We start from the raw sequence: 20,527 nt of genomic DNA, 5'->3' as shown, positions 1-20,527 counted from the left end.
ATCCGCCGCAGGTAGAAAAATAACAGGGACGGGACAAAAATACCTGAAATAGGCTATGACGCCTTATCAAGACGGAAATGGGAGAGCAGTTTTGAAAATCGGGACACCGAAGGAATTATATGATGGCGAGGCGCGCGTCGGCATGACGCCCGATAGCGCCCAGGCCTTGCAGAAACTCGGATATGATTGCGTGATCGAGACTGGCGCAGGTAAGGCGGCGGGATTTTCCGACGATGCCTATCGCGCAGCCGGCGTCACCGTCGTCGATAGTGCGGACGCGCTCTACGCCGGTTCCGACATCATTGCCAAGGTTCGCCCGCCGGAAACGTCGGAGATTGATCGCCTGTCTTCGGACAAGACGCTGATCTCTTTCTTCTATCCAGCCCAGAACAAGGACCTTCTGGAACAGGCCAAGGAAAAGGGCGCCAACGTCATCGCCATGGACATGGTGCCGCGCATCTCGCGCGCCCAGAAGATGGATGCCCTGTCCTCCATGGCCAATATCGCCGGTTATCGCGCCGTGATCGAAGCCGGCAACAATTTCGGCCGCTTCTTCACCGGTCAGGTCACCGCCGCCGGCAAGGTGCCGCCCGCCAAGGTTCTGGTGATCGGTGCCGGCGTCGCCGGTCTTGCGGCCATCGGCACGGCCACCTCGCTCGGCGCGATCACCTATGCCTTCGACGTTCGCCCGGAAGTGGCCGAGCAGATCGAATCCATGGGCGCTGAGTTCGTCTATCTCGATTTCGCCGAACAGCAGGATGGCGCAGCGACCGGCGGTTATGCCGCCCCCTCCTCGCCGGAATTCCGCGAGAAGCAGCTGGAAAAATTCCGCGAACTGGCGCCGCAGATCGACATCGTCATTACCACGGCGCTTATTCCGGGCCGCGACGCCCCGAAACTCTGGCTCGCCGACATGGTGGCTGACATGAAGCCGGGTTCGGTCATCATCGATCTCGCCGCCGAGCGCGGCGGCAATTGTGATCTGACGGTGCCCGACCAGCGCGTCGTATCCGACAATGGCGTTATCGTCATCGGCTACACGGATTTCCCGAGCCGCATGGCGGCGCAGGCCTCGACGCTTTATTCCACCAACATCCGTCACATGATGACCGATCTGACGCCCGCCAAGGACGGCAAGCCGGTTCACAACATGGAAGACGACGTCATTCGTGGCGCAACCGTCACCTATCAGGGCGAGATAACATTCCCGCCGCCGCCGCCAAAAATCCAGGCGATTGCCGCGCAGAAGCCGAAGGAAAAAGCGAAAGAGCTGACGCCGGAGGAAAAGCACGCCAAGGAACGGGCCGAATTCAAGGCACAGACCAAGAGCCAGGTCGGGCTTCTGGTCGCCGGCACGGCGATTCTGCTTCTCGTCGGTCTGTTTGCGCCGGCAAGCTTCATGAGCCACTTCATCGTCTTCGTGCTCGCCTGCTTTATCGGCTTCTCTGTCATCTGGAATGTCAGCCACTCGCTGCACACGCCGCTGATGGCGGTGACGAACGCGATTTCCGGCATCGTCATTATCGGCGCGCTGCTGCAGATCGGTTCCGGCAACTGGCTGGTGGTGCTCCTTGCCTCGCTTTCCGTCCTGATCGCGACGATCAACATCGTCGGCGGTTTCCTCGTGACACGGCGCATGCTCGCCATGTTCCAGAAGTCCTGAGCCGTGTAGGGGACAGTTTATGACCATTGGTATCGTTTCCGCGGCCTATGTTGCCGCAGCCGTTCTGTTCATCCTTTCGCTTGGCGGCCTTTCCGGCCAGGAAAGCGCCAAACGCGCCGTCTGGTACGGCATCACGGGCATGGGCCTTGCCGTCGCCGCCACCGTCTTCGGACCTGATGTCGGCAATTGGTTCATCGTGCTTCTGATGCTGGCCGGTGGCGCCGTTCTCGGCTATTTTGTCGCAAACCGCGTGCAGATGACCGAAATGCCGCAGCTTGTGGCCGCCCTTCACTCCTTCGTTGGCCTTGCCGCCGTCTTCATCGGCTTCAACGCCCATATCGAGGAAGCGCATGTCGCCTCGCTCGATGAAACGGCGCGTTCTCTGCTGACGGGTTTTTCCGCCATCCTCGCCCATAAAACGCCTGTCGAACTGGCGATCATGAAGGTCGAGGTCTTCCTCGGCGTCTTCATCGGCGCGGTCACCTTCACCGGTTCCGTCGTCGCCTTTGGCAAGCTTGCCGGCAAGGTGGACGGCAAGGCGAAGAAGCTGCCCGGCGGACATGTTCTCAATGCCGGCGCCGCGATCCTGTCGCTGGTGTTGCTCATCATGTATTGCAACGGTGCGGGCGCATGGACGCTGGTGCTGATGACGCTTGCCGCCTTCTTCATCGGTTATCACCTGATCATGGGCATCGGCGGCGCCGACATGCCTGTCGTCGTTTCGATGCTGAACAGCTATTCCGGCTGGGCGGCCGCCGCCATCGGCTTCACGCTCGGCAACGATCTCCTGATCGTCACCGGCGCGCTGGTCGGCTCCTCGGGTGCGATCCTGTCCTACATCATGTGCAAGGCCATGAACCGCTCCTTCGTCTCGGTCATCCTCGGCGGCTTCGGCGGCACGACGGGTCCAGCGATGGAAATCGAGGGCGAGCAGGTGGCGATCGACGCCGAAGGCGTGGCGTCAGCGCTGAACGATGCCGACAGTGTCATCATCGTGCCCGGTTACGGCATGGCGGTAGCGCAGGCGCAATCGGCCGTGTCGGAACTGACCCGCAAGCTGCGCGCCGACGGCAAGACCGTGCGCTTCGCCATCCACCCGGTGGCAGGCCGTCTTCCCGGCCACATGAACGTGCTCTTGGCTGAAGCCAAGGTGCCTTACGACATCGTGCTGGAAATGGACGAGATCAACGACGACTTCCCCAATACCGACGTCGTCATCGTCATCGGCTCCAACGACATCGTCAACCCGGCAGCGCAGGACGATCCGAACTCACCGATTGCAGGCATGCCGGTTCTGGAAGTGTGGAAGTCGAAACTCGTCATCGTCTCCAAGCGCGGCCAGGGCACGGGCTACTCCGGCATCGAGAACCCGCTGTTCTACAAGGACAATACGCGGATGTTCTATGGTGACGCGAAGAAGTCGATCAACGATCTTCTGCCGCTGATCAAGTAAATGAAGAGGGCGTTTCCGGAAGACCGGAAACGCCCTTTTTATCGAGGTGACAAAGAAACCTCTCCGTCATCCTCAGGCCTGTCCCGAGGATCTATCCACGTCGAATAGAATCAATCGGTTGCAGATCCTCGGGACGAGCCCGAGGATGACGGCGTGGGAATAGGTACTGTCACGCTTTGAAAGCGTGGCCTCCGGAGACCGCGCTCAAAGCATCCGATAACGCCGGTTGAAATACATCAGCGCTTCTTCGCCCTCATTGATCTTCATATCAACGACATCACAGATCAGAATATCATGCGTGCCGCCATCATGGGCCTCGCGGATGCGGCAATCGAAGGACACCAGCGCGTCTTCCAGAACCGGCGCGCCGGTTTCAAGCACACCCCAGTTGCCGGCAGCAAAACGTTCGTCGGCGGGTGTCTTGCCACCAAAAAGCGTGCTCAGCACCTCGTGATGCGCGGCAAGCGTGTTGACGCAGATGACGCCGTTTGCCTTCACCACCTTATAGGCTGAGGCATTGCGGTTGAGGCAGACGAGAAGCGTGGGCGGATTGTCGGAAACGCTGCAAACGGCCGTTGCTGCAAAGCCCGCACGGCCAGCTGCACCGTTGGTAGTGACGATATTGACCGCCGCACCGAGCCGCGCCATGGCGTTTCTATAATCGAGGCTGCGCTGCTCTGCAGTCTTCGTCTCCATTGCCGCTTCCTTTTCAAGAGACATCATCTGCATCTAACCCATCCTTCCTTAACAGGCCATCAAGCCAGCACACAGGCGTCTTCAAAGCCAAGCCGCGGCAGGCGGCCGAAGAGCTTCGATGGATCGCCATGACCGAGATTGATCAGGAAATTGGACTTCCACGTCGTGCCGGCAAAAAACGCCGCATCCACCTTTCCCTTGTCGAAACCGGACATGGCCCCGGTATCCAGCCCCAAAGCCCGGGCCGCGAGAATGAGATAACCCGCCTGCAACGTGCCATTGCGGAAGGCGGTCTCCTCGGCCATGGCCGCGCTGGAGGTGAACCAAGAACGGGCATCGGCATGCGGAAACAGCACCGGAAGCTTCTCGTAAAATTCGCTGTCGATGGCGGCGATGACGGTCACGGGTGCCGCCATGGTCTTTTCGAGATTGCCGGAAGACAGCGCGGGCCGGAGCTTTTCCTTGGCTTCCGGGCTGCGCACGAACACGAAACGGCCGGGCGAGCAATTGGCCGAGGTCGGCCCCATCTTCGTCAGATCGTAAAGCGCCTTCAGCGTCTCGTCACTGACCGGCTTGTCCGTCCAGCCATTGTGGGTGCGCGCCTCGGTAAAAAGCGTTGCCAATGCCTTGCTGTCCAGGGGGGCCGTGTCATCAAGTGGTTTCGTCATGTTACTCTAAAATCCTGTCAGAATGTCTGGATGCCCGGCAGCAGAAACTGCAGAAGCCTTGTGTTGAAAAGCTCGGGCTCGGTGATATTGACGGCATGCGCGCCGAAATCGAGAAGACAAAGCTCGCTTTGCGGCAAGCCATCGGCGAGCCGATGCGACCGGGTATAGGGCACCAGAAGATCGTCCTTCGTTGCCACCACCAGCACCGGATTGTCGACCTCGCCAAGCCGGCTATCGACATCGAAAGCCCGAAGCGCCGCAATACGCCGCAGCACATTTGCCTTACCCTGAAAATGCGCGACGCCATGGGCATCATCCCGTGCCAGCCGCTCCTGATGGTCCGACATCCAGGCGGCCGGATAAAGAAACAGCGGCTGAGCCTTCACGAAAGCCTCGACACCGGATTTCTCCAGAAGCTCGATCCGCACATCGAAGCAGCGCCCTGAATGCGGATCGGCCTTGCTCCAGGCGTTGATGAGAACAAGCCTGTCGATAAGGCCGGGCCGGCTGAGCGCGATATCCAGGCCGATCAGGCCGCCGAGCGCATGGCCCATGAAGTGGAATTTTTCGAGGTTGAGGGCCGAGACAATCTCCAGCACGTCATCCGCCATCGCCGATATGCCGCCCTCCGCCGGCGCCTCGCCGCCCGTCCTGCCGGTTCCGCGATGGTCATAGGTGACGATGCGGAAATGGTCGGAAAGGGCTTCGATCTGCGGCGTCCAGTAAGTACCAGATCCGCCCAGCCCCGAAGACAGCAGGATAGTGGCCGTCTCAGGATCAGTCCGGCCATGAACCTCGAAATGCATCATCTGCCGCTTCGCCCTATTTGCCGATATGGGCGACGGTGGCGATTTCCACCAGCGCGTCAGGCTTTACCAGCCCGCACTGGATGCAATATCGCGCGGGCTTGTCGCCGGGGAAATATTCGGCATAGACCACATTGACGGCCTGATAGTTCGCCCAGTCGGTGATGAAGATGTGGTTCATCGTCACGTCCTCCATCGTGCCGCCGGCGGTTTCAATGACCGACTTGATGGTCTCAAGAACATGGCGGGTCTGGGCGCTGGCATCACCCACATGCACGACATTATTGTCCTTGTCGAAGGGCAGCGTGCCGGACACGTAAACCACGCCATCGGCAAGGGTTCCCGGCGAGAAGGGAGCGATAGGCTTGCTGGTGCCAACAGGTACGATGATCTTTTTCGGCATTTCGTTCTCCTCTTTGTGGTTCTTGCTTACTCGGTGACGGGTGCGGCCTGCGAGATAACGCCGCAGAAATCATTGACGGTAGCGACCCAGCCGAAAAACTTCTCGACATTGTAGACCGTCGCCTGCTGGATAAAGTCTGGCCCCAGATGATGCGTGGCGTCCTCCAGCATCACCCCGAAATATTCGAGATGGAAGGCGTCGCGCAGCGAGCTTTCGACGCAGACATTGGTGGCAATGCCGACGAAGACCAGATTGCGGATGCCGCGGGCGCGCAGCACGCTGTCCATATTGGTGTTGAAGAAACCGCTATAACGCGTCTTCGGCACCAGAATATCGCCGGGCTGCGGCTGCAACTCATCGACAATGGCATAATCCCAGGTGCCCTTGGCCAGCAGCTGGCCCTGCAATTCCGGCCTTTTGCGCATGGTCTTCAAGGCATTGGATTTATGCCAGTTGGGCGAACCCGGTCCGCCCGCCTCGACATAATCCTTGTCCCAGCCATTCTGGAAATAGATGACCTGAACGCCCGCCGCCCGCGCCGCATCCAGCGTCTTCTTGATGTTGGCGATGGTGCCCTTGGCACCGGTTATGTCGAACCCGGCTAGATCGACATAACCGCCCTCGGTCGAATAGGCGTTCTGCATATCGACCACGACAACGGCGGTCTCGCTGGGCTTGAGGGTGATGGGTTCCGGCCGGGCGGGAAGCGTCACGCTCTCCGAACGGCTTTCCGGCCCCTTGTAACCCGCAATGACGGCTTCACTCATTCCGCAGCCTCCAGCTCGGCCTGCACATGCGCGCGGCTCTTCATCAGCGGCTGCACATATTTCCCGAATTTTTCGACGCCTTCGAGGAAGTCGTCGAAGGTCAGCATCACGCCGCCCGTTCCCGGCACTTCACTCATCTCATCCAGCATGGCCGCCACTTCCTCATAGGAACCAATGAGCGTTCCCATATTGATGTTAACCGCGGAAACGGGGTTGGACATGTGACGGACATTGGTGTCGGAGCCGGATTTGGTGTCGACGGCGCTTTGCAGGCCGAGCCACTTGATGGCATCCACATCCGCACCCGCCTTGTAATGCTCCCACTTCGCCCAGGCATCCTCGGATTTTTCCTCGGCAAGCACCATCGTCAGCACGACGGATTTCACCTCGCGGCCGGACTTTTCCGTCGCCGCCAGCAGCCGCTCATTGGTGGGCGCAAAGGCCTTGGGCGTATTGACGCCGACACCGAAGCAGAAGCTGTAATCGGCGAACTTGGCCGAAAACGCCATGCCGGAATTGGAGGAGCCGGCGCAGATGAGCTTCACATCACCCTGCGGCACCGGCTTCATCCGGCAATCCTCCATTTTGAAGAACTTGCCGTTGAAATCCGATTGCCCGTCTGTCAGCAGCTCTTTCAAAACAGTGGTGTATTCGCCAAGATATTCGTAGCGATCACCGAAATAATCATCGCCCGGCCAAAGCCCCATCTGGCTATATTCCGGACGCTGCCAGCCGGTAATCAGGTTAATGCCGAAACGGCCGCCGGAAATGGAATCGATCGTCGTCGCCATGCGCGCAACAATGGCCGGCGGCATGACCAGCGTGGCGGCGGTGCCAAACAGCTTGATCTTGGAGGTGACTGCGGCAAGGCCTGCCATCAGCGTGAAGGACTCCAGATTATAATCCCAGAACTCGGTCTTGCCGCCAAAGCCGCGCAGCTTGATCATCGACAGCGCGAAGTCGAAACCATATTGCTCCGCCTTCAGCGTGATCGCCTTGTTCAGGTCGAAGCTCGGCTTGTATTGCGGCGCGTTTTCAGACAGCAGCCATCCATTGTTCCCGATCGGTATAAAAACACCAACTTCCATCTTGCTGTTCCCTTTTTTGACGTCAGGTGTCTCCTGACTTGACAAAAGAGTAGCAGGTTCCGTGCCAGACCAAATAAAATAATTTTATCAAATGGATAAAATTTTGGGGCGAAGGAAGCTTTGACCAAAAGATAAAAATTTATCATTTGGTCAAAATATTTGCCTGTTTATTCGGCAGAAGTGAATGCGAGAGTCGTATGATTGGAAGTTGTAGAAATAGTCCTGAAAGTGCGGTGAGGCGCGCTTCACACTCCTCGTCATCCCCGGGCTTGTCCCGAGGATCTATCCACGTTCAGTAAAATCAATCGGTTGCAGATCCTCGGGACAAGCCCGAGGATGACGGCGCTGGGTTTTCGAAATTACGATCAATCGCGATTAGCTCGTCAAGAGCTATGCCAAAACCTCAAACGAGGCGCTGCTGCGCATAGGCATGGACCGCTCGGAAGGCAGCCTCGGCACCCGCGACAACCCGCTCCTCCTCGTCAACCGTGAGTGCAATTTCATCAAGTGCGGCAGTGAACGTGCGCCAATGCAGGCCGCGTCCTTCCGGTGCGCCGGCCAGATGGCGCGCGCCGAATTCTTCGCCAAGACCAAGCTTGGCCGCATCTTTCAGCAGAAAAGCCGCACCAAGATTGGAACCTTCGACCACATAAAGCCAGCCCATCGCCTCCGGCAGATCGAACGGCGTTTCGCCGGTGAAACGCGCAGCCTTGGCTTCCGGAATAGCGAGACCAAGATCGGCAAGGTCCTGCTCGATCATGGCGAGGCGGCGGCGGCCTTTGAGGTCGGGAAGCATGCCATCAAGCGTAGCATTGGAAAAGAAAACGTCGAGATCGCGATGGAAAAGATATTGGGTTTCGACGAATTTGCCGAAGTTTTCCCGGCTCTCGAACGGCTTCGCGGCCATGATGAAGGTATCGAGATCGCCATGGGCGCCGCGCGTCGCTGCTTTCAGACGCTTGACGCGGCTCTGTTCGATCTCTGCTACAGGCGCTGTCGGCTCCGCAATGGTCATGGTTATGGTCCCTTTATCCCTATATTCAGACTGCCTGATAAAAATCTTTACTCCAACAGTCAAATTTTATTTTCGTATTTTTTCGTGCCCCCCTGGGAGAGAAAACACGCGGGCAAAAGGGCAGGAAACGGCATCCGCGCCAATCATCCTTGATGGCTCATCCCGGACCGCGAACAGAAAAGGCACCCGCCGCGTCGAAAACCGAATTCCTCCCCCGCCCTGAACGTTCCAGATAATCACCTTGCAATTACTGCTTTACAACTAACATGTCAGTATGCCATCAATCCGCGGTCACCTTGGAGGAGCATCTTAATTGACCCAGAAATTTGGCCTTTCGGCAGCCCTGACGACACCGTTCAAGACGAACGGAACGGTCGATATCGACGCCATGATCGCCCATGCCCGCCGCTGCCTGTCAAACGGCTGTGATAGCGTGACGCTGTTCGGCACCACCGGCGAAGGATGCTCGGTTGGCAGCCGCGAACGACAGGTCATTCTGTCCCGCTTCATCGAGGCCGGCATTGCGCCATCGCGCATCGTCACCGGCGTTCTGGTGGACTCCATTGAGGATGCGGCCGAACAATCGGCGGACGCCCTGAAATCAGGCGCCCGCAATATTCTTCTCGCCCCGCCTTCCTATTTCAAGAATGTCAGCGATGACGGATTGTTTGCCTGGTTTTCGGCGGTTTTCGCAAAGATCGGCAAGGGCGCGCGCGACATTCTCGTCTACAACATCCCTTCCGTTACCATGGTGACATTGTCCGTCGAACTGGTGGGACGGCTGAGGGAAGCGTTTCCGGGCATCGTCACCGGCGTCAAGGATTCCTCCGGCAACTGGAGCCATACCGAACGCCTGCTGAAGGAACACGGCGATCTCGCTATCCTGATCGGCGATGAGCGCGATCTCGCCAGAGGCGTTCGCCTCGGCGGCCAGGGCGCGATCTCCGGCGTCGCCAATTTCCTGACGCAGGAAGTCCGTGCCATGGCCGTTGATGGCAAGGACGACAGTCGCATCGTCGATCTTGTTGTGGAACTTCTGAAATTTCCGGTTACGCCCGCCGTCAAGGTGCTGGTATCACACACGACAGGGGAAAATATCTGGACGGATGTGCGCGCGCCGCTCGTCGCCATTTCACCTGAGGATCGGCAGCAGATCGAAGGCGCATTCGACGCGCTGTTTCGCAAACAGGCCGCTTGAACGGACCTTGAAAGGTTGAGCATGGACGATACCGGCGAACAGACATTGCGGGAACGGGCGTATGAAAGCTTTACGCATCACCTTCTCTCGCGTGATGTTCGTCCGGGGCAATTCATCTCGCAACGCCGCCTCGTGGAATTAACGGGTCTGCCGCTGGGGGCGATCCGGGAGGCAATTCCGCGGCTGGAGGCGGAAGGGCTGATCAAGACCGTGCCGCAGCGGGGTTTGCAGGTCGCCCATATCGACATCAACCTTATCCGCGAGGCGTTCCAGTTCCGTATCTTCCTCGAAAAGGAAGCCGTGGCGCTGTTTACCCGCTCGGCTTCCGACGAGACCATCGCGAAGCTGCTGAAACAGCATCGCGATATTGCCGAAGCAGCTGAAAATAGCGGGGAATCGCCGGAGCTGGACCAGCATGCCCAGCAGGTGGACTGGGGCATGCACGATGCCTTCATCGACGCGCTCGGCAATTCGATCATCTCGAATGCCTACCGGGTCAATTCCATCAAGATGCGCCTCATCAATCAGGAGCGCTTTCGCATCGCCGGCCATGTGAAGTCGGTGATGAAAGAGCATCTCGCCATTCTCGAAGCCATCGAGAAACGATCCGTTGAAGACGCCGTAGAGCGGCTGACCGCCCATATCCGCAATGCGAGGGACAGGGCGCTGGCGGTATAGGGCAATTCCGGCAGATGACAGAGCCGTCGTTCGCTGGAATTGCATGAAAATAAGCAACAAGCCGGGGTGAGGAGAATTTCCGGCTAACTGGAGGAGAACTGACATGAAGCATTCATTGCTCAACCCCACGCGCCGCGCCTTTCTGGCTGGCACGGCTGCGATTGGCGGCAGCGCGGTGCTCGGCATTCGCCCGGCATCGGCGGCGGTGAACTGGAAAAAACACGCCGGCACGACGCTTGAGGTCAACCTCGTCAAAAGCCCGCGCAGCGAAACGCTGATCAAATACCTCAGCGAATTCGAAGAGCTGACCGGCATCAAGGTCAATGCCGAGGCGACACCGGAACAGCAGCAGCGCCAGAAGGTGGTTATCGAGCTTTCCTCCGGCAAGCCGAGCTTCGACGTGGTGCATCTGAGCTACCACGTGCAGAAGCGTCAGTTCGAAAAGGGCAAATGGCTCGCCGATATCAGCGGCTTCCTGAAGGACCCGTCGCTCACCGATCCGTCGCTGGTCGAAAAGGACTTTGCCGAAGCCGGCATGCTGTTTGCCAAGGATAGCGACGGCGTGCTGCGCTCGCTGCCCTTCTCGGTGGATTACTGGATCGTCTACTGGAACAAGGACCTGTTCGAAGCCAAGGGCCTGAAATACCCTGAAACCTTCGAGGAACTGGTAACGGCGGCGGAAAAGATCACCGATCCTTCCACCAACACCTATGGTTTCGTCGCACGCGGCCTGAAGAACGCCAACACCCCGGTCTGGACATCGCTGATGCTGGGTTACGGCGCAAAGCCGATCAGCGCGGACGGAAAGATCGATACCGAATCCAAGGAGGCCGTGGAAGCGGCAAAGCTCTATCAGCGCCTGATGACCAAGGCCGCCCCTCCCGGCGTCTCCGGCTTCAACTGGGCCGAAGCGCAATCGGCCTTCCTGCAGGGCAAGATCGGCATGTGGTTCGATGGCGTCGGTTTCGCCCCGCCGATCGAGAACCCGGAAAAATCCCGCGTGGTCGGCAAGGTCGGCTATGGCGTCATGCCCAAGGGTCCGGCCGTTCAAGCCGCTGGCACTTTCGGCGATGGCCTCGGCGTCGTCGAAGCCAGCAGCAAGAAGGAAGCTGCCTATCTCTTCTGCCAATGGGCGATCTCGCATGAGATGGGCGCGCGCCTGTTGCAGGCGGGTGCCGGCGTTCCGTTCCGCCAGTCCATCCTCGAAGACCAAAAGGTGCGTGAAGGCGTGAAGATGCCGGCCGCCTGGCTGGATGCGGTCGTCGGTTCCGGCAAGGTCTCGCAGCTTGCCCTTCCCGTCATCATTCCGGTGACGGAATTCCGCGACATCTACGGCGTCGGCCTCACCAACATGATCGGCGGCGCAGATCCGGCAGCGGAGCTGAAAAAGGCGACGGAACAGTTCGCACCCGTTCTGGCACGTAGCGAGGGATAATGGCCTCCGTGAGCATCGAAAACACCAAAACAGGCGTCAGCCGCGCAGAAGGGAGCAAGCCGCCAAGGCTTGCTCCCAACTACTGGCCCTTCGTCATACCGGCACTGGTCGTCATTTCGGCTGTCATCGTTTTTCCGTGGGTGTTTACCCTATGGATGAGCGTGCACCGCTGGACGCTCGGGCAGGAGCAGAGCTTTATCGGTTTTGATAACTACATCAGGCTCGCCAGCGATCTCAGGTTCTGGGAATCGCTGTGGCACACGCTCATCTATACCGTGCTGTCGGTTGTCGCTCCCCTGTTCCTCGGAACATTGGCAGCGCTGGTTTTCGATGCGCAATTTCCGCTGCGCGGTTTTCTGCGCGGCGTTTTCGTGATGCCGATGATGGCGACCCCGGTCGCCATCGCGCTCGTCTGGACGATGATGTTCCACCCGCAGCTCGGCGTCTTGAACTATCTGCTGTCGCTCATCGGCATCGGGCCGCTGGAGTGGATCTATAACCAGTCCACCGTCATCCCCTCGCTGGTGCTGGTGGAAACCTGGCAATGGACGCCGCTCGTCATGCTGATCGTGCTCGGCGGGCTGGCTGCAGTCCCCCGCGAACCCTATGAAAGCGCCGAAATCGACGGCGCCAACGCCTGGCAGAAGTTTCGTTACCTGACCATGCCGATGATTGCGCCGTTTCTAATGATCGCCGTCATCATCCGCTCCATCGACGCCGTCAAAAGCTTCGACATCATCTATGCGATGACTCAAGGCGGACCCGGCACGGCATCCGAAACCATCAACATCTACCTCTATAACACGGCGTTCTCCTATTACGACATCGGTTACGGCTCGGCCATGGCCGTGGTCTTCTTCATCATCATCGTGGCGCTGTCCTTCGTACTTTTGATGGTGCGCCAGCGCGCGCAATGGAATGAGATGGAGGATCGCTGATGACCCGCAAATTGCTCAAACGTAAAAATATCGACCGCATCGGCCTGTTCTTCGTGGCGTTGGTGATGATCTCGCCGGTCATCCTGTTCTTCATCTGGATGATCTCGCTGTCGCTGAAATATGAAATCGACAACGGCGCCTATCCGCCGATCCTCATTCCCGAACGTTTCGCTTGGTCGAACTATGTGAAGGTATTCGAGGAGAACAATTTCTTCCTCTATTTCTGGAACTCGGTGCTCGTCACCGGTGCGGCTACTATTCTGGCGCTGGTGATCGGCGTTCCCGCCGGTTACGGCATCGCCCGGCTGAAGGCGGAAAAATCCGCCGTCGTCATCATGATCGCCCGCATGACACCCGGCCTTTCCTTCCTCATTCCACTGTTCCTGCTGTTCCAATGGCTGAACCTCTTGGGTACGCTCTGGCCGCAGATCATCATCCATCTGGTGGTGACGGTTCCGATCGTGGTCTGGATCATGATCGGTTATTTCGAGACCACCCCGAAGGAGCTGGAAGAGGCTGCAAGCATCGATGGCGCATCCTCCTGGCAGGTGTTCCGGCTGGTGGCGCTGCCGATTGCCAAGCCCGGCATCGTCGTCTCCTTCATTCTGGCGGTCATCTTCTCGTGGAACAACTTCGTCTTCGGCATCGTGCTGGCCAGCCGTGAAACACGCACCCTGCCGGTCGCGGTCTACAACATGCTGTCCTTTGAACAGGTCAGCTGGGGGCCGCTTGCCGCAGCCGCGTTGATCGTGACGCTGCCGGTGTTGTTGCTCACCATGTTCGCACAGAAACAGATCGTGGCGGGTCTCACCGCCGGCGCCGTCAAGGGCGGCTGAATTCAAATTATAACGGGAACCAAAAACATGGCACCGGTCAATATTCAAAATGTCCAGAAGCGCTTCGGCTCGGTCAATGTCATCCACGGCATCGATATCGAGATCAAGGATGGCGAATTTGTCGTGCTCGTCGGCCCTTCGGGCTGCGGCAAATCCACCCTGCTGCGCATGATCGCCGGGCTGGAGGAGCTGAGCGATGGCGAAATCCACATCGGCGCGCGTGAGGTCAGCCATCTGCCCGCCCGCGACCGTGACATCGCCATGGTCTTCCAGAACTACGCGCTTTATCCACATATGACTGTGAAGGATAATATGGGCTTTGCGCTGAAGCTGAAGAAGGTCAGCGCCGAGGAAACCAGAGCCAAGGTCGACAAGGCCGCCGCCATTCTGGGGCTGGACAAGCTGCTGGACCGTTATCCGCGCCAGCTTTCCGGCGGCCAGCGCCAGCGCGTCGCCATGGGCCGGGCGCTGGTGCGCGATCCGCAGGTCTTCCTGTTCGACGAGCCGCTCTCCAACCTCGACGCCAAGCTGCGCGTGCAGATGCGCGGCGAGATCAAGGCCATGCACCAGCGCATCGGCACCACCACCATTTACGTCACCCACGACCAGGTGGAAGCCATGACCATGGCTGACAAGATTGTGGTGCTGCATGATGGCGTGATCGAACAGATCGGCGCGCCGCTGGAACTGTACGACCATCCGGCAAATCTCTTCGTCGCCGGCTTCATCGGTTCGCCTGCGATGAATTTCATCCGTGGCCGCGTCGAAGAAGGCGTGTTCCGCACCGCAAAGGGCCTCAGCCTGCCGCTGCCCGCCAATGCCGATATCGGCAAGCTCGGCGGCCGCGACCTCGTTTATGGTGTACGCCCGGAACATATCCGCGCGGCCAGCACCGGCATTGAAGGCCGCGTCGAACTGGTCGAAGGCACCGGCTCGGAAATCTATGCCAAGCTGAGCTGCAAGGGCGACGACATCGCCTGCCTGTTCCGCGAGCGGCTGGATGTGCGGTTCGGCGATACGATCCATATCGCCATCGATCCTGCTATGGTGCATCTGTTCGACAAGGACAGCGGCAAGCGCATCTAAATGGATGAGAGAGTGACGGGCATGGACAGCGAACACAGAAGCCACAAACATGTGCTGTGCGTGGGCGCTGCCGTGCTGGACACCCTGTTCCGTGTGCACGACATGCCAAAGGGCGAAGGCAAGGTCCTGCCCTATGAAATGCTGCAGATTGCCGAAGGCATGGCGTCCAGCGCTGCCTATGCGGTGCACCGCATGGGCAGCCGCGCCAGCCTCTGGGGTGCGGTGGGCGACGATGAAACCGGTACCCGTATCCTTCGCGATCTCAGTGAAAGCGGCATAGACACGAGCGGCATGACGGTTGCGCCCAGCGCACGCTCGGCCCTGTCGACGATCATCATCGATGACCGGGGAGAACGGCTGATCGTGCCTTTTTACGATCATCGCCTGCATGAGAAAAAACGCTCCTGCACGCCGGAAGATATTGCCCCCTTTGATGCCGTTCTGGTGGATGTGCGCTGGCCGGAACTGGCGCTTGATGTGCTGACTGTTGCGCGCGCGCTTGGCAAACCCGCCATTCTGGATGGTGATGTTGCGCCGGTGGAAACGCTGGAAAAGCTCGCTCCCGCCGCAACCCATATCGTCTTTTCCGAACCCGCCGCCGCCCGGCTGACCGGGCTTGAAACGGTGAAAGACATGCTGCCGGTGCTGCATTCCCGCTATCCGCAGACCTTTATCGCCGTTACCGCCGGACCAGCGGGCTGCTGGTGGACGGAAGCCGGCGATCCGACCGCGCATTTCCAGACGACGATGCAGGTCAAAGCGGTGGACACGCTGGCGGCTGGCGATATCTTTCACGGCACATTTGCGCTCGCGATGGCGCAAGGCATGCAAAGCCGCGCCGCCATCCGCCTGTCCTCCGTTGCCGCCGCGCTCAAATGCACGGTGTTCGGCGGCCGCATCGGTGCACCCACGCGCGAAGAGACCGAGGAAGCCATGCGGCAATGGCTGGAGCGTGAAGGCGAACCCGCGCTGCGCGCCTCCTGAGCGCATCCATTGCCCGCATAAAACTATTCCATTTTTGCGATGCCGTTTCGCGGCGAACTAGGCTAACGTTCGGACAAGCAAAGCTTTTCACAAGCCGCGCTCGTCCCAATTTCAGCCTGCATTCCGCAAAAGTGATCGCCCGATGCACCAGACGACCCGCCCGAGACTGCGCGATATCGGTTTTCGGCCCGGCCATTTCGAAACCGGTCCGCTCAACGCCATCACCGATGTCGAAGGTGTGACCATCGGCCATTCGACCGTCATCGAGGGCGAGACGATCCGCACCGGCGCAACCGCGATCCTTCCGCATGGCGGCAATCTCTTTCAGGACAAAGTGCCCGCCGCCTTCGCCGTCTATAACGGCTTCGGCAAATTCGCCGGCTCCACACAGATCGAGGAACTGGGCGAACTCGAAACACCTGTTATTCTCACCAACACGCTGGCGACAGGCCGAGCCATTGAGGCGATCAACCGCCATACGCTGGCGCAGCCGGGCAATGAGAAAGTCGTCTCGATCAATGCCGTCGTCGGCGAAACCAATGATTCCCGCTTGAACGACATCCGTGCCGGCCGCCCGACCATCGAGGAAATCTCGACCGCGTTGAAAAACGCGACCACAGGCACCGTCGCCGAGGGCGGACTTGGCGCAGGGGCCGGCACCGTGGCCTTCGGCATGAAGGGCGGCATCGGCACCTCATCCCGCATCGTCACCATCGCCGGGGAAACCTATACGCTAGGCGTTCTCGTCCAATCCAATTACGGCGGCCACCTGCTGGTCTGCGGCAAGCCCTATGTCAGCCCGGAGCACAAGGACAAGGACGGCTCGATCGTCATCATTGTCGCAACCGACGCGCCGCTCTGCTCCCGCAATCTGAAACGCCTGGCGGCCAGAAGCTTTGGTGGACTGGCACGCACGGGTGCCGCACTCAGCAATGGCTCCGGTGACTATGCGCTGGCATTTTCCACCGATGAGCGGCTGCGCCGCACGCCTGCGCGCCGCAAGGCGGTGGCGGAATACCCTGAGCTTTCCAACGATGCGATTTCGCCACTCTTCGAAGCCGCGATAGAGGCGACGGAGGAGGCGATCCTCAATTCGCTCTGCACGGCCAATACGACAACTGGCTTCAATGCCGGCACCGGCAAGGTCTCCACGGTCGAGGCCATTTCCATCGACACCCTTAAAACCCTTCTTTCAGCCTGACTTTTCCAGACGGAGTTCTCATGACTAGCCAATCCGGTCGCATCGTTTACGTCAACGGCGAATTCCTGCCCGAGGCGGACGCCCGCCTTTCCATCTTCGACCGCGGTTTCCTGTTCGGCGACGGCATTTATGAAGTCACCTCCGTTCTGGAAGGCAAGCTGATCGACAGCGACCTGCACATGGCCCGGCTGGAACGCAGCGCCCGCGAAATCGATGTGCCGCTGCCGGTCACGACCAAGGACATCGTCGAGGCCGAGCGCCGCCTGATTGCCGACAACAACCTCGTCGAAGGCATGATCTACCTGCAGCTGACGCGTGGTGCGGAAGACCGCAACTTTCTGTTCTCCGCCGATCTGAAGCCGACACTGGTCATGTTCACCCAGGCCAGGAAGCTGATCGGCACGCCCGTCGAAGAAGCCGGTATCGCCGTCAAATCCGTTCCCGATCAGCGCTGGGAACGCCGCGATATAAAGACCATCTGCCTGCTGCCGCAGGTCATGGCCAAACGCATCGCCAAGGCCGAAGGCTGCGACGAGGCGTGGATGATCGAGGACGGTTTCGTCACCGAAGGTGCATCTTCCACCGCCTACATCGTCACCGCCGATAAAAAGATCATCACCCGCGGCAACAGCAACAAGACCCTGCCCGGCTGCACCCGCCTTGCCGCCCTGCAACTGGCCAAGGAAGCCGGTTTCACGCTGGAAGAACGGCCTTTCACGCTGGAAGAGGCGTTGAATGCCGACGAGGCCTGCCTCACCAGTGCCTCCAACTTCGTGGTTTCGGTCACGAAGATCGACGGCAAGCCGGTGGGTGACGGCAAGCCCGGCCCGATGGTAAGCCGCCTGCGCGCGCTCTACCTCGAAAACGCCCGCCGCACGGCCATCTGAACCGGCTCTAACCTTCGAGAACCGCCCAGATGCGCTCGACAACGGGCCGGCGGTTCTCCTTGGAACGATAAAGCCTGATATCGACGGCAATATCGAAACTTGAATCAGCGGCGCGCACCAGAGCGCCGCTATCAAGCTCCTGCCGCATCAGGCTCTCCGGCACCCAGGCGACACCCCAGCCGGCCATCGCCATGGCTTTCAGCCCCACCGACATGCTGCCTTCATGCACCCGCTCGAATTGCGGCAGCCGCGCGCTCAGGAGATCGCGCAGCAACGGCCCGAAGAACGAAGCCTTTTCATAATCCAGATAGGCAAAGGGTTTTTTCGCATTTTCCGCCAGCGCATGCAGCGGTGAGCCATCCGCAGCGGGCGCGGAAACGGGAATGATGTTTTCCGCACCCAGTACACGAAACTCGAAGGTCTGCGCATCGAGCAGCATCGGCACTTCGGGATGGGCATAGGTCAGCAGAAAATCACTCTGCCCGTCCACCAGCGAATTGAGGTTTTCCTCCATGCTGCCGGAATCGGGCCGCAAAACCGAAAAAAGCGGCCCGGCCTTCTCGTTCACCCGTTTCAGCCAGTCGGGAAAGAAGGTGAAGGACAGGGTATGCAGCGCCGTCAGCCGCACGGTTTTGGCATCGGCCCCTTCTTCCTGCAGCAGGGTGCGCCGCGCATGGTAGAGCTGTTTCAGCGTCTCCTGCGCCACCGGCACGAACTTCACGCCCGCCTCGGTGAGCCGCGACGGATAGGAAGCGCGGTCGACCAGCGTCGCCCCCACCCAGGCTTCCAGCTGCTTGATGCGCCGGCTGAAGGCGGATTGCGTCACATGCCGCTCATCCGCCGCCTTCGAGAAATTGAGCGTTCCGGCCAGCGCCAGGAAATCCTCGAGCCATTTGACTTCCAAGGGCCTGTTCTCCCACAAAGATGTTGTCCCGGCCTGCCGGGAACACGGGTCTTTATTAGGAGCATTCAGGCGTCTTTGAAATCCCCTTTACCGCGCGCGGGAATATTCGATCATCCGCGCCCGGCTGGAAACCAGCTCGATCCGGTCGTCACCCAGACGATTGAGGCAAACGCGCTTCGCCCATGGCCCATCAATCAGCGTGAAGAGGAAACGGCCATTGCCGAGCGCCGTCAAGGGCATGCTGCGGCGCGTGGGGCCGATGCCCATCGTCAGCGACGAGCCGCTGATCGCAAATTCTGCGCCCTCATCGGAGCGCCATGATCCCGAAAGATCATCCGGCACGACATGATCGCCGACCGGCAGGAAGCGGCGGGCGGCGTGGCCGGCCTCACCGACAATGGCGGCACCATCCAGCCTGAGACGCATCGGAGAGGATGCAGAGCGGGAAGACACCCAGCCATCGGCATCTTCATAAAGCGTGTCGTCGCCATCGATGAAGGTGGAGGTGCTACCCTTGATCTCCAGCCACCACGGCCCGCTTTCGGTGACATAGAGGCCTTCCGGCAGGCTGGCAGCGGGTTTGGGCAAAGGCAGGCCGGTCAAAGCCGCCATGCTTTCCAGCGCGATCTTGAAACCGTTGGTATCCTCGCGGTTCGACACAACGACGAAGCCAGTGCCGTTTTGTGGATCAAGCAGGAAATAAGTCTTGTAGCCGGGATGCGAACCGCCATGGCCGACGAAGCGCCGGTCGCCGAGATGCGACCAGCGCAAGCCCAGGCCATATTCGCTCATCCGCCCATCGGCGAGCGGCCGTTCAGTGGAAAGCCCGGCAAGAACGCCGGCAAAGCTGCCCTCGCCCCGCATCAGGCCCTGCAGCCAGCGGGTCAGCGCTTCGGCACTGCCGACAAGGCTGCCGGAAGCGGAAATATGCAGGCCGGCCGACGAAAGCTGCCAGTTGTCTTCGGACTTCCAATAACCGGGCGCCAGACCGTCGACAGGATCGTTCCAGACATCCGGCGCCTTCAGAAACACACCAAAGGGACCGGCAATCTGCGTCTGCACGAAATCATCGAAGCGGAAACCGCAGCGCTCCAGCGCCGCTTCCACCAGACGGTAACCGGTATTGGAATAGGATACCTCACTGCCGGCAGGAAAATTCAGCCGGGTGAGCCGTGACAGATACTCGAGAAGCGATCCGGCCTTCGTCTCGGTGTAGACGGAAAGGCCAAGCAGCGACAGGCATTCGCGCGTATCCGGCAACCCGCCGCTCATATCCAGTGCCTGCCCAACCGTGACATCGCGGAGCGGCGACTGCAACTCCGGCAGATGTTTGCCGAGTGGGTCGTCAAAGCCGATCAGGTCGGAATGGGCGAGCACCATGGCGCAGAAAGCATGTTTGGTGACGGAGGCATACCGCACCACGCTCTGCGGCGTGAAGGGTGCGAAGGTTGAAAGACTTTCGACACCGCCCGCATGGGCGAACCGGATGCCATCGAGATCAAAACCGATGACCGCCCCGCCCGGCTCGTTGTCCGCCCATTGCGAGACGAAGCTCTCTGAAAGGGTTGAAGCGGCGTTCCAGTCGAATTGCTGTGGCATTGTTCGGTCTCGTGTCTTGTGGTCTTTGCAGAAAGCCTCGGCATCGCCGCTTGTTTCTTCTCCCCGCCGGGGAGAAGGTGGCCCGAAGGGTCGGATGAGGGGGCAAGGTTGCCGGATATCTCTACTCTTGCCCCCTCATCCCGCTGCCGCGACCTTCTCCCCCACGGGGAGAAGAAGCGAGCGGCACCCGCTCGATCTATGGGCAACCTCAGTTAGGCGGCC

At 59.7% G+C, this 20,527-nt stretch carries 20 protein-coding genes; 11 read left to right on the top strand and 9 right to left on the bottom strand.

Annotated elements, in window-relative coordinates; translation table 11 throughout:
• The first annotated feature begins 91 nt into the window (after positions 1-91).
• Both JZX89_RS07455 and JZX89_RS07450 read left to right on the top strand, forming a co-directional pair.
• Positions 92-1,663, top strand: a complete 1,572-nt coding sequence (locus JZX89_RS07455; protein WP_207133694.1) for a Re/Si-specific NAD(P)(+) transhydrogenase subunit alpha — start codon at positions 92-94, stop codon at positions 1,661-1,663.
• A 19-nt stretch (positions 1,664-1,682) separates the two neighbouring features.
• On the top strand, positions 1,683-3,116 hold the full coding sequence (locus JZX89_RS07450) for an NAD(P)(+) transhydrogenase (Re/Si-specific) subunit beta (protein ID WP_207133693.1): 1,434 nt from the start codon (positions 1,683-1,685) through the stop codon (positions 3,114-3,116).
• A 204-nt stretch (positions 3,117-3,320) separates the two neighbouring features.
• Here the strand turns inward: JZX89_RS07450 and rutF are convergent, their stop codons facing one another.
• The 7 genes from rutF to JZX89_RS07415 form a co-directional block, all read right to left on the bottom strand.
• Positions 3,321-3,845 carry an NADH-dependent FMN reductase RutF gene (gene rutF / locus JZX89_RS07445; RefSeq protein WP_149899826.1) on the bottom strand — a complete coding sequence of 175 codons (525 nt, stop codon included), beginning with the start codon at positions 3,843-3,845 and terminating at the stop codon, positions 3,321-3,323.
• Between the two features lie 26 nt (positions 3,846-3,871).
• Entirely contained in the window at positions 3,872-4,480 is a 609-nt protein-coding gene (locus tag JZX89_RS07440; protein ID WP_149899825.1) for a malonic semialdehyde reductase, read from the bottom strand.
• 17 nt (positions 4,481-4,497) lie between these two features.
• Positions 4,498-5,289: a pyrimidine utilization protein D gene (gene rutD / locus JZX89_RS07435; protein WP_207133692.1), complete on the bottom strand. Its 792-nt coding sequence runs from the start codon at positions 5,287-5,289 to the stop codon at positions 4,498-4,500.
• A 13-nt stretch (positions 5,290-5,302) separates the two neighbouring features.
• Complete coding sequence (gene rutC / locus JZX89_RS07430; RefSeq protein ID WP_149899824.1) at positions 5,303-5,689, bottom strand: pyrimidine utilization protein C; 387 nt, start codon at positions 5,687-5,689, stop codon at positions 5,303-5,305.
• A 26-nt stretch (positions 5,690-5,715) separates the two neighbouring features.
• The gene (rutB, locus tag JZX89_RS07425; RefSeq protein WP_153516453.1) at positions 5,716-6,456 is read right to left on the bottom strand and encodes a pyrimidine utilization protein B; all 741 of its coding nucleotides are present in this window, start codon (positions 6,454-6,456) and stop codon (positions 5,716-5,718) included.
• Positions 6,453-7,544, bottom strand: coding sequence for a pyrimidine utilization protein A (gene rutA, locus JZX89_RS07420; protein WP_207133691.1), 1,092 nt, complete (start codon positions 7,542-7,544; stop codon positions 6,453-6,455). The genes rutB and rutA overlap by 4 nt, the downstream gene beginning before the upstream one ends.
• A gap of 403 nt (positions 7,545-7,947) precedes the next feature.
• Positions 7,948-8,559 (bottom strand): biliverdin-producing heme oxygenase, encoded by a 612-nt coding sequence (locus tag JZX89_RS07415; protein ID WP_174373192.1) that lies wholly within the window; start codon positions 8,557-8,559, stop codon positions 7,948-7,950.
• A 313-nt stretch (positions 8,560-8,872) separates the two neighbouring features.
• Between JZX89_RS07415 and JZX89_RS07410 the strand changes: the two genes are divergently transcribed.
• From JZX89_RS07410 to JZX89_RS07370, 9 genes are all read left to right on the top strand, one after another.
• Entirely contained in the window at positions 8,873-9,757 is an 885-nt protein-coding gene (locus tag JZX89_RS07410; protein ID WP_207133690.1) for a dihydrodipicolinate synthase family protein, read from the top strand.
• Positions 9,758-9,778: 21 nt separating this feature from the next.
• Positions 9,779-10,435, top strand: a complete 657-nt coding sequence (locus tag JZX89_RS07405) for a GntR family transcriptional regulator (protein ID WP_207133689.1) — start codon at positions 9,779-9,781, stop codon at positions 10,433-10,435.
• A 103-nt stretch (positions 10,436-10,538) separates the two neighbouring features.
• On the top strand, positions 10,539-11,870 hold the full coding sequence (locus JZX89_RS07400) for an ABC transporter substrate-binding protein (RefSeq protein ID WP_149899818.1): 1,332 nt from the start codon (positions 10,539-10,541) through the stop codon (positions 11,868-11,870).
• Positions 11,870-12,808, top strand: a complete 939-nt coding sequence (locus JZX89_RS07395; protein WP_207133688.1) for a carbohydrate ABC transporter permease — start codon at positions 11,870-11,872, stop codon at positions 12,806-12,808. The genes JZX89_RS07400 and JZX89_RS07395 overlap by 1 nt, the downstream gene beginning before the upstream one ends.
• A complete protein-coding gene (locus JZX89_RS07390) occupies positions 12,808-13,644 on the top strand; it encodes a carbohydrate ABC transporter permease (protein ID WP_207133687.1) in 837 nt (278 codons plus the stop codon). Before JZX89_RS07395 ends, JZX89_RS07390 begins: the two co-directional genes overlap by 1 nt.
• A 27-nt stretch (positions 13,645-13,671) precedes the next feature.
• Entirely contained in the window at positions 13,672-14,730 is a 1,059-nt protein-coding gene (locus JZX89_RS07385; protein ID WP_207133686.1) for an ABC transporter ATP-binding protein, read from the top strand.
• Positions 14,731-14,751: 21 nt separating this feature from the next.
• Positions 14,752-15,714, top strand: coding sequence for a sugar kinase (locus JZX89_RS07380; protein ID WP_207133685.1), 963 nt, complete (start codon positions 14,752-14,754; stop codon positions 15,712-15,714).
• Between the two features lie 142 nt (positions 15,715-15,856).
• Positions 15,857-16,915, top strand: a complete 1,059-nt coding sequence (locus JZX89_RS07375; RefSeq protein WP_207133684.1) for a P1 family peptidase — start codon at positions 15,857-15,859, stop codon at positions 16,913-16,915.
• A gap of 20 nt (positions 16,916-16,935) precedes the next feature.
• A complete protein-coding gene (locus tag JZX89_RS07370; RefSeq protein ID WP_207133683.1) occupies positions 16,936-17,802 on the top strand; it encodes a D-amino-acid transaminase in 867 nt (288 codons plus the stop codon).
• 7 nt (positions 17,803-17,809) lie between these two features.
• Here JZX89_RS07370 and JZX89_RS07365 read toward each other — a convergent pair whose 3' ends face one another.
• Entirely contained in the window at positions 17,810-18,706 is an 897-nt protein-coding gene (locus JZX89_RS07365; RefSeq protein WP_207133682.1) for a LysR substrate-binding domain-containing protein, read from the bottom strand.
• A gap of 87 nt (positions 18,707-18,793) precedes the next feature.
• On the bottom strand, positions 18,794-20,305 hold the full coding sequence (locus tag JZX89_RS07360) for a serine hydrolase domain-containing protein (protein WP_207133681.1): 1,512 nt from the start codon (positions 20,303-20,305) through the stop codon (positions 18,794-18,796).
• Positions 20,306-20,527: the final 222 nt, after the last annotated feature.

Origin of the sequence: Agrobacterium burrii (assembly GCF_017313405.1) — a bacterium.
Classification (GTDB): Bacteria; Pseudomonadota; Alphaproteobacteria; order Rhizobiales; family Rhizobiaceae; genus Agrobacterium; species Agrobacterium burrii.
This window is presented reverse-complemented; position numbering and strand designations above follow the sequence as displayed.

Excerpts from the sequence above, each read along its gene's own strand:
- JZX89_RS07450 (WP_207133693.1), top strand. The coding sequence starts at position 1,683 with ATGACCATTGGTATCGTTTCCGCGGCCTATGTTGCCGCAGCCGTTCTG.
- JZX89_RS07440 (WP_149899825.1), bottom strand. The coding sequence starts at position 4,480 with ATGACGAAACCACTTGATGACACGGCCCCCCTGGACAGCAAGGCATTG.
- rutC (WP_149899824.1), bottom strand. The coding sequence starts at position 5,689 with ATGCCGAAAAAGATCATCGTACCTGTTGGCACCAGCAAGCCTATCGCT.
- JZX89_RS07360 (WP_207133681.1), bottom strand. The coding sequence starts at position 20,305 with ATGCCACAGCAATTCGACTGGAACGCCGCTTCAACCCTTTCAGAGAGC.
- rutA (WP_207133691.1), bottom strand. The coding sequence starts at position 7,544 with ATGGAAGTTGGTGTTTTTATACCGATCGGGAACAATGGATGGCTGCTG.
- rutB (WP_153516453.1), bottom strand. The coding sequence starts at position 6,456 with ATGAGTGAAGCCGTCATTGCGGGTTACAAGGGGCCGGAAAGCCGTTCG.
- JZX89_RS07415 (WP_174373192.1), bottom strand. The coding sequence starts at position 8,559 with ATGACCATTGCGGAGCCGACAGCGCCTGTAGCAGAGATCGAACAGAGC.
- JZX89_RS07375 (WP_207133684.1), top strand. The coding sequence starts at position 15,857 with ATGCACCAGACGACCCGCCCGAGACTGCGCGATATCGGTTTTCGGCCC.
- JZX89_RS07395 (WP_207133688.1), top strand. The coding sequence starts at position 11,870 with ATGGCCTCCGTGAGCATCGAAAACACCAAAACAGGCGTCAGCCGCGCA.
- JZX89_RS07405 (WP_207133689.1), top strand. The coding sequence starts at position 9,779 with ATGGACGATACCGGCGAACAGACATTGCGGGAACGGGCGTATGAAAGC.
- rutD (WP_207133692.1), bottom strand. The coding sequence starts at position 5,289 with ATGATGCATTTCGAGGTTCATGGCCGGACTGATCCTGAGACGGCCACT.
- rutF (WP_149899826.1), bottom strand. The coding sequence starts at position 3,845 with ATGCAGATGATGTCTCTTGAAAAGGAAGCGGCAATGGAGACGAAGACT.
- JZX89_RS07400 (WP_149899818.1), top strand. The coding sequence starts at position 10,539 with ATGAAGCATTCATTGCTCAACCCCACGCGCCGCGCCTTTCTGGCTGGC.
- JZX89_RS07380 (WP_207133685.1), top strand. The coding sequence starts at position 14,752 with ATGGACAGCGAACACAGAAGCCACAAACATGTGCTGTGCGTGGGCGCT.
- JZX89_RS07390 (WP_207133687.1), top strand. The coding sequence starts at position 12,808 with ATGACCCGCAAATTGCTCAAACGTAAAAATATCGACCGCATCGGCCTG.
- JZX89_RS07385 (WP_207133686.1), top strand. The coding sequence starts at position 13,672 with ATGGCACCGGTCAATATTCAAAATGTCCAGAAGCGCTTCGGCTCGGTC.
- JZX89_RS07370 (WP_207133683.1), top strand. The coding sequence starts at position 16,936 with ATGACTAGCCAATCCGGTCGCATCGTTTACGTCAACGGCGAATTCCTG.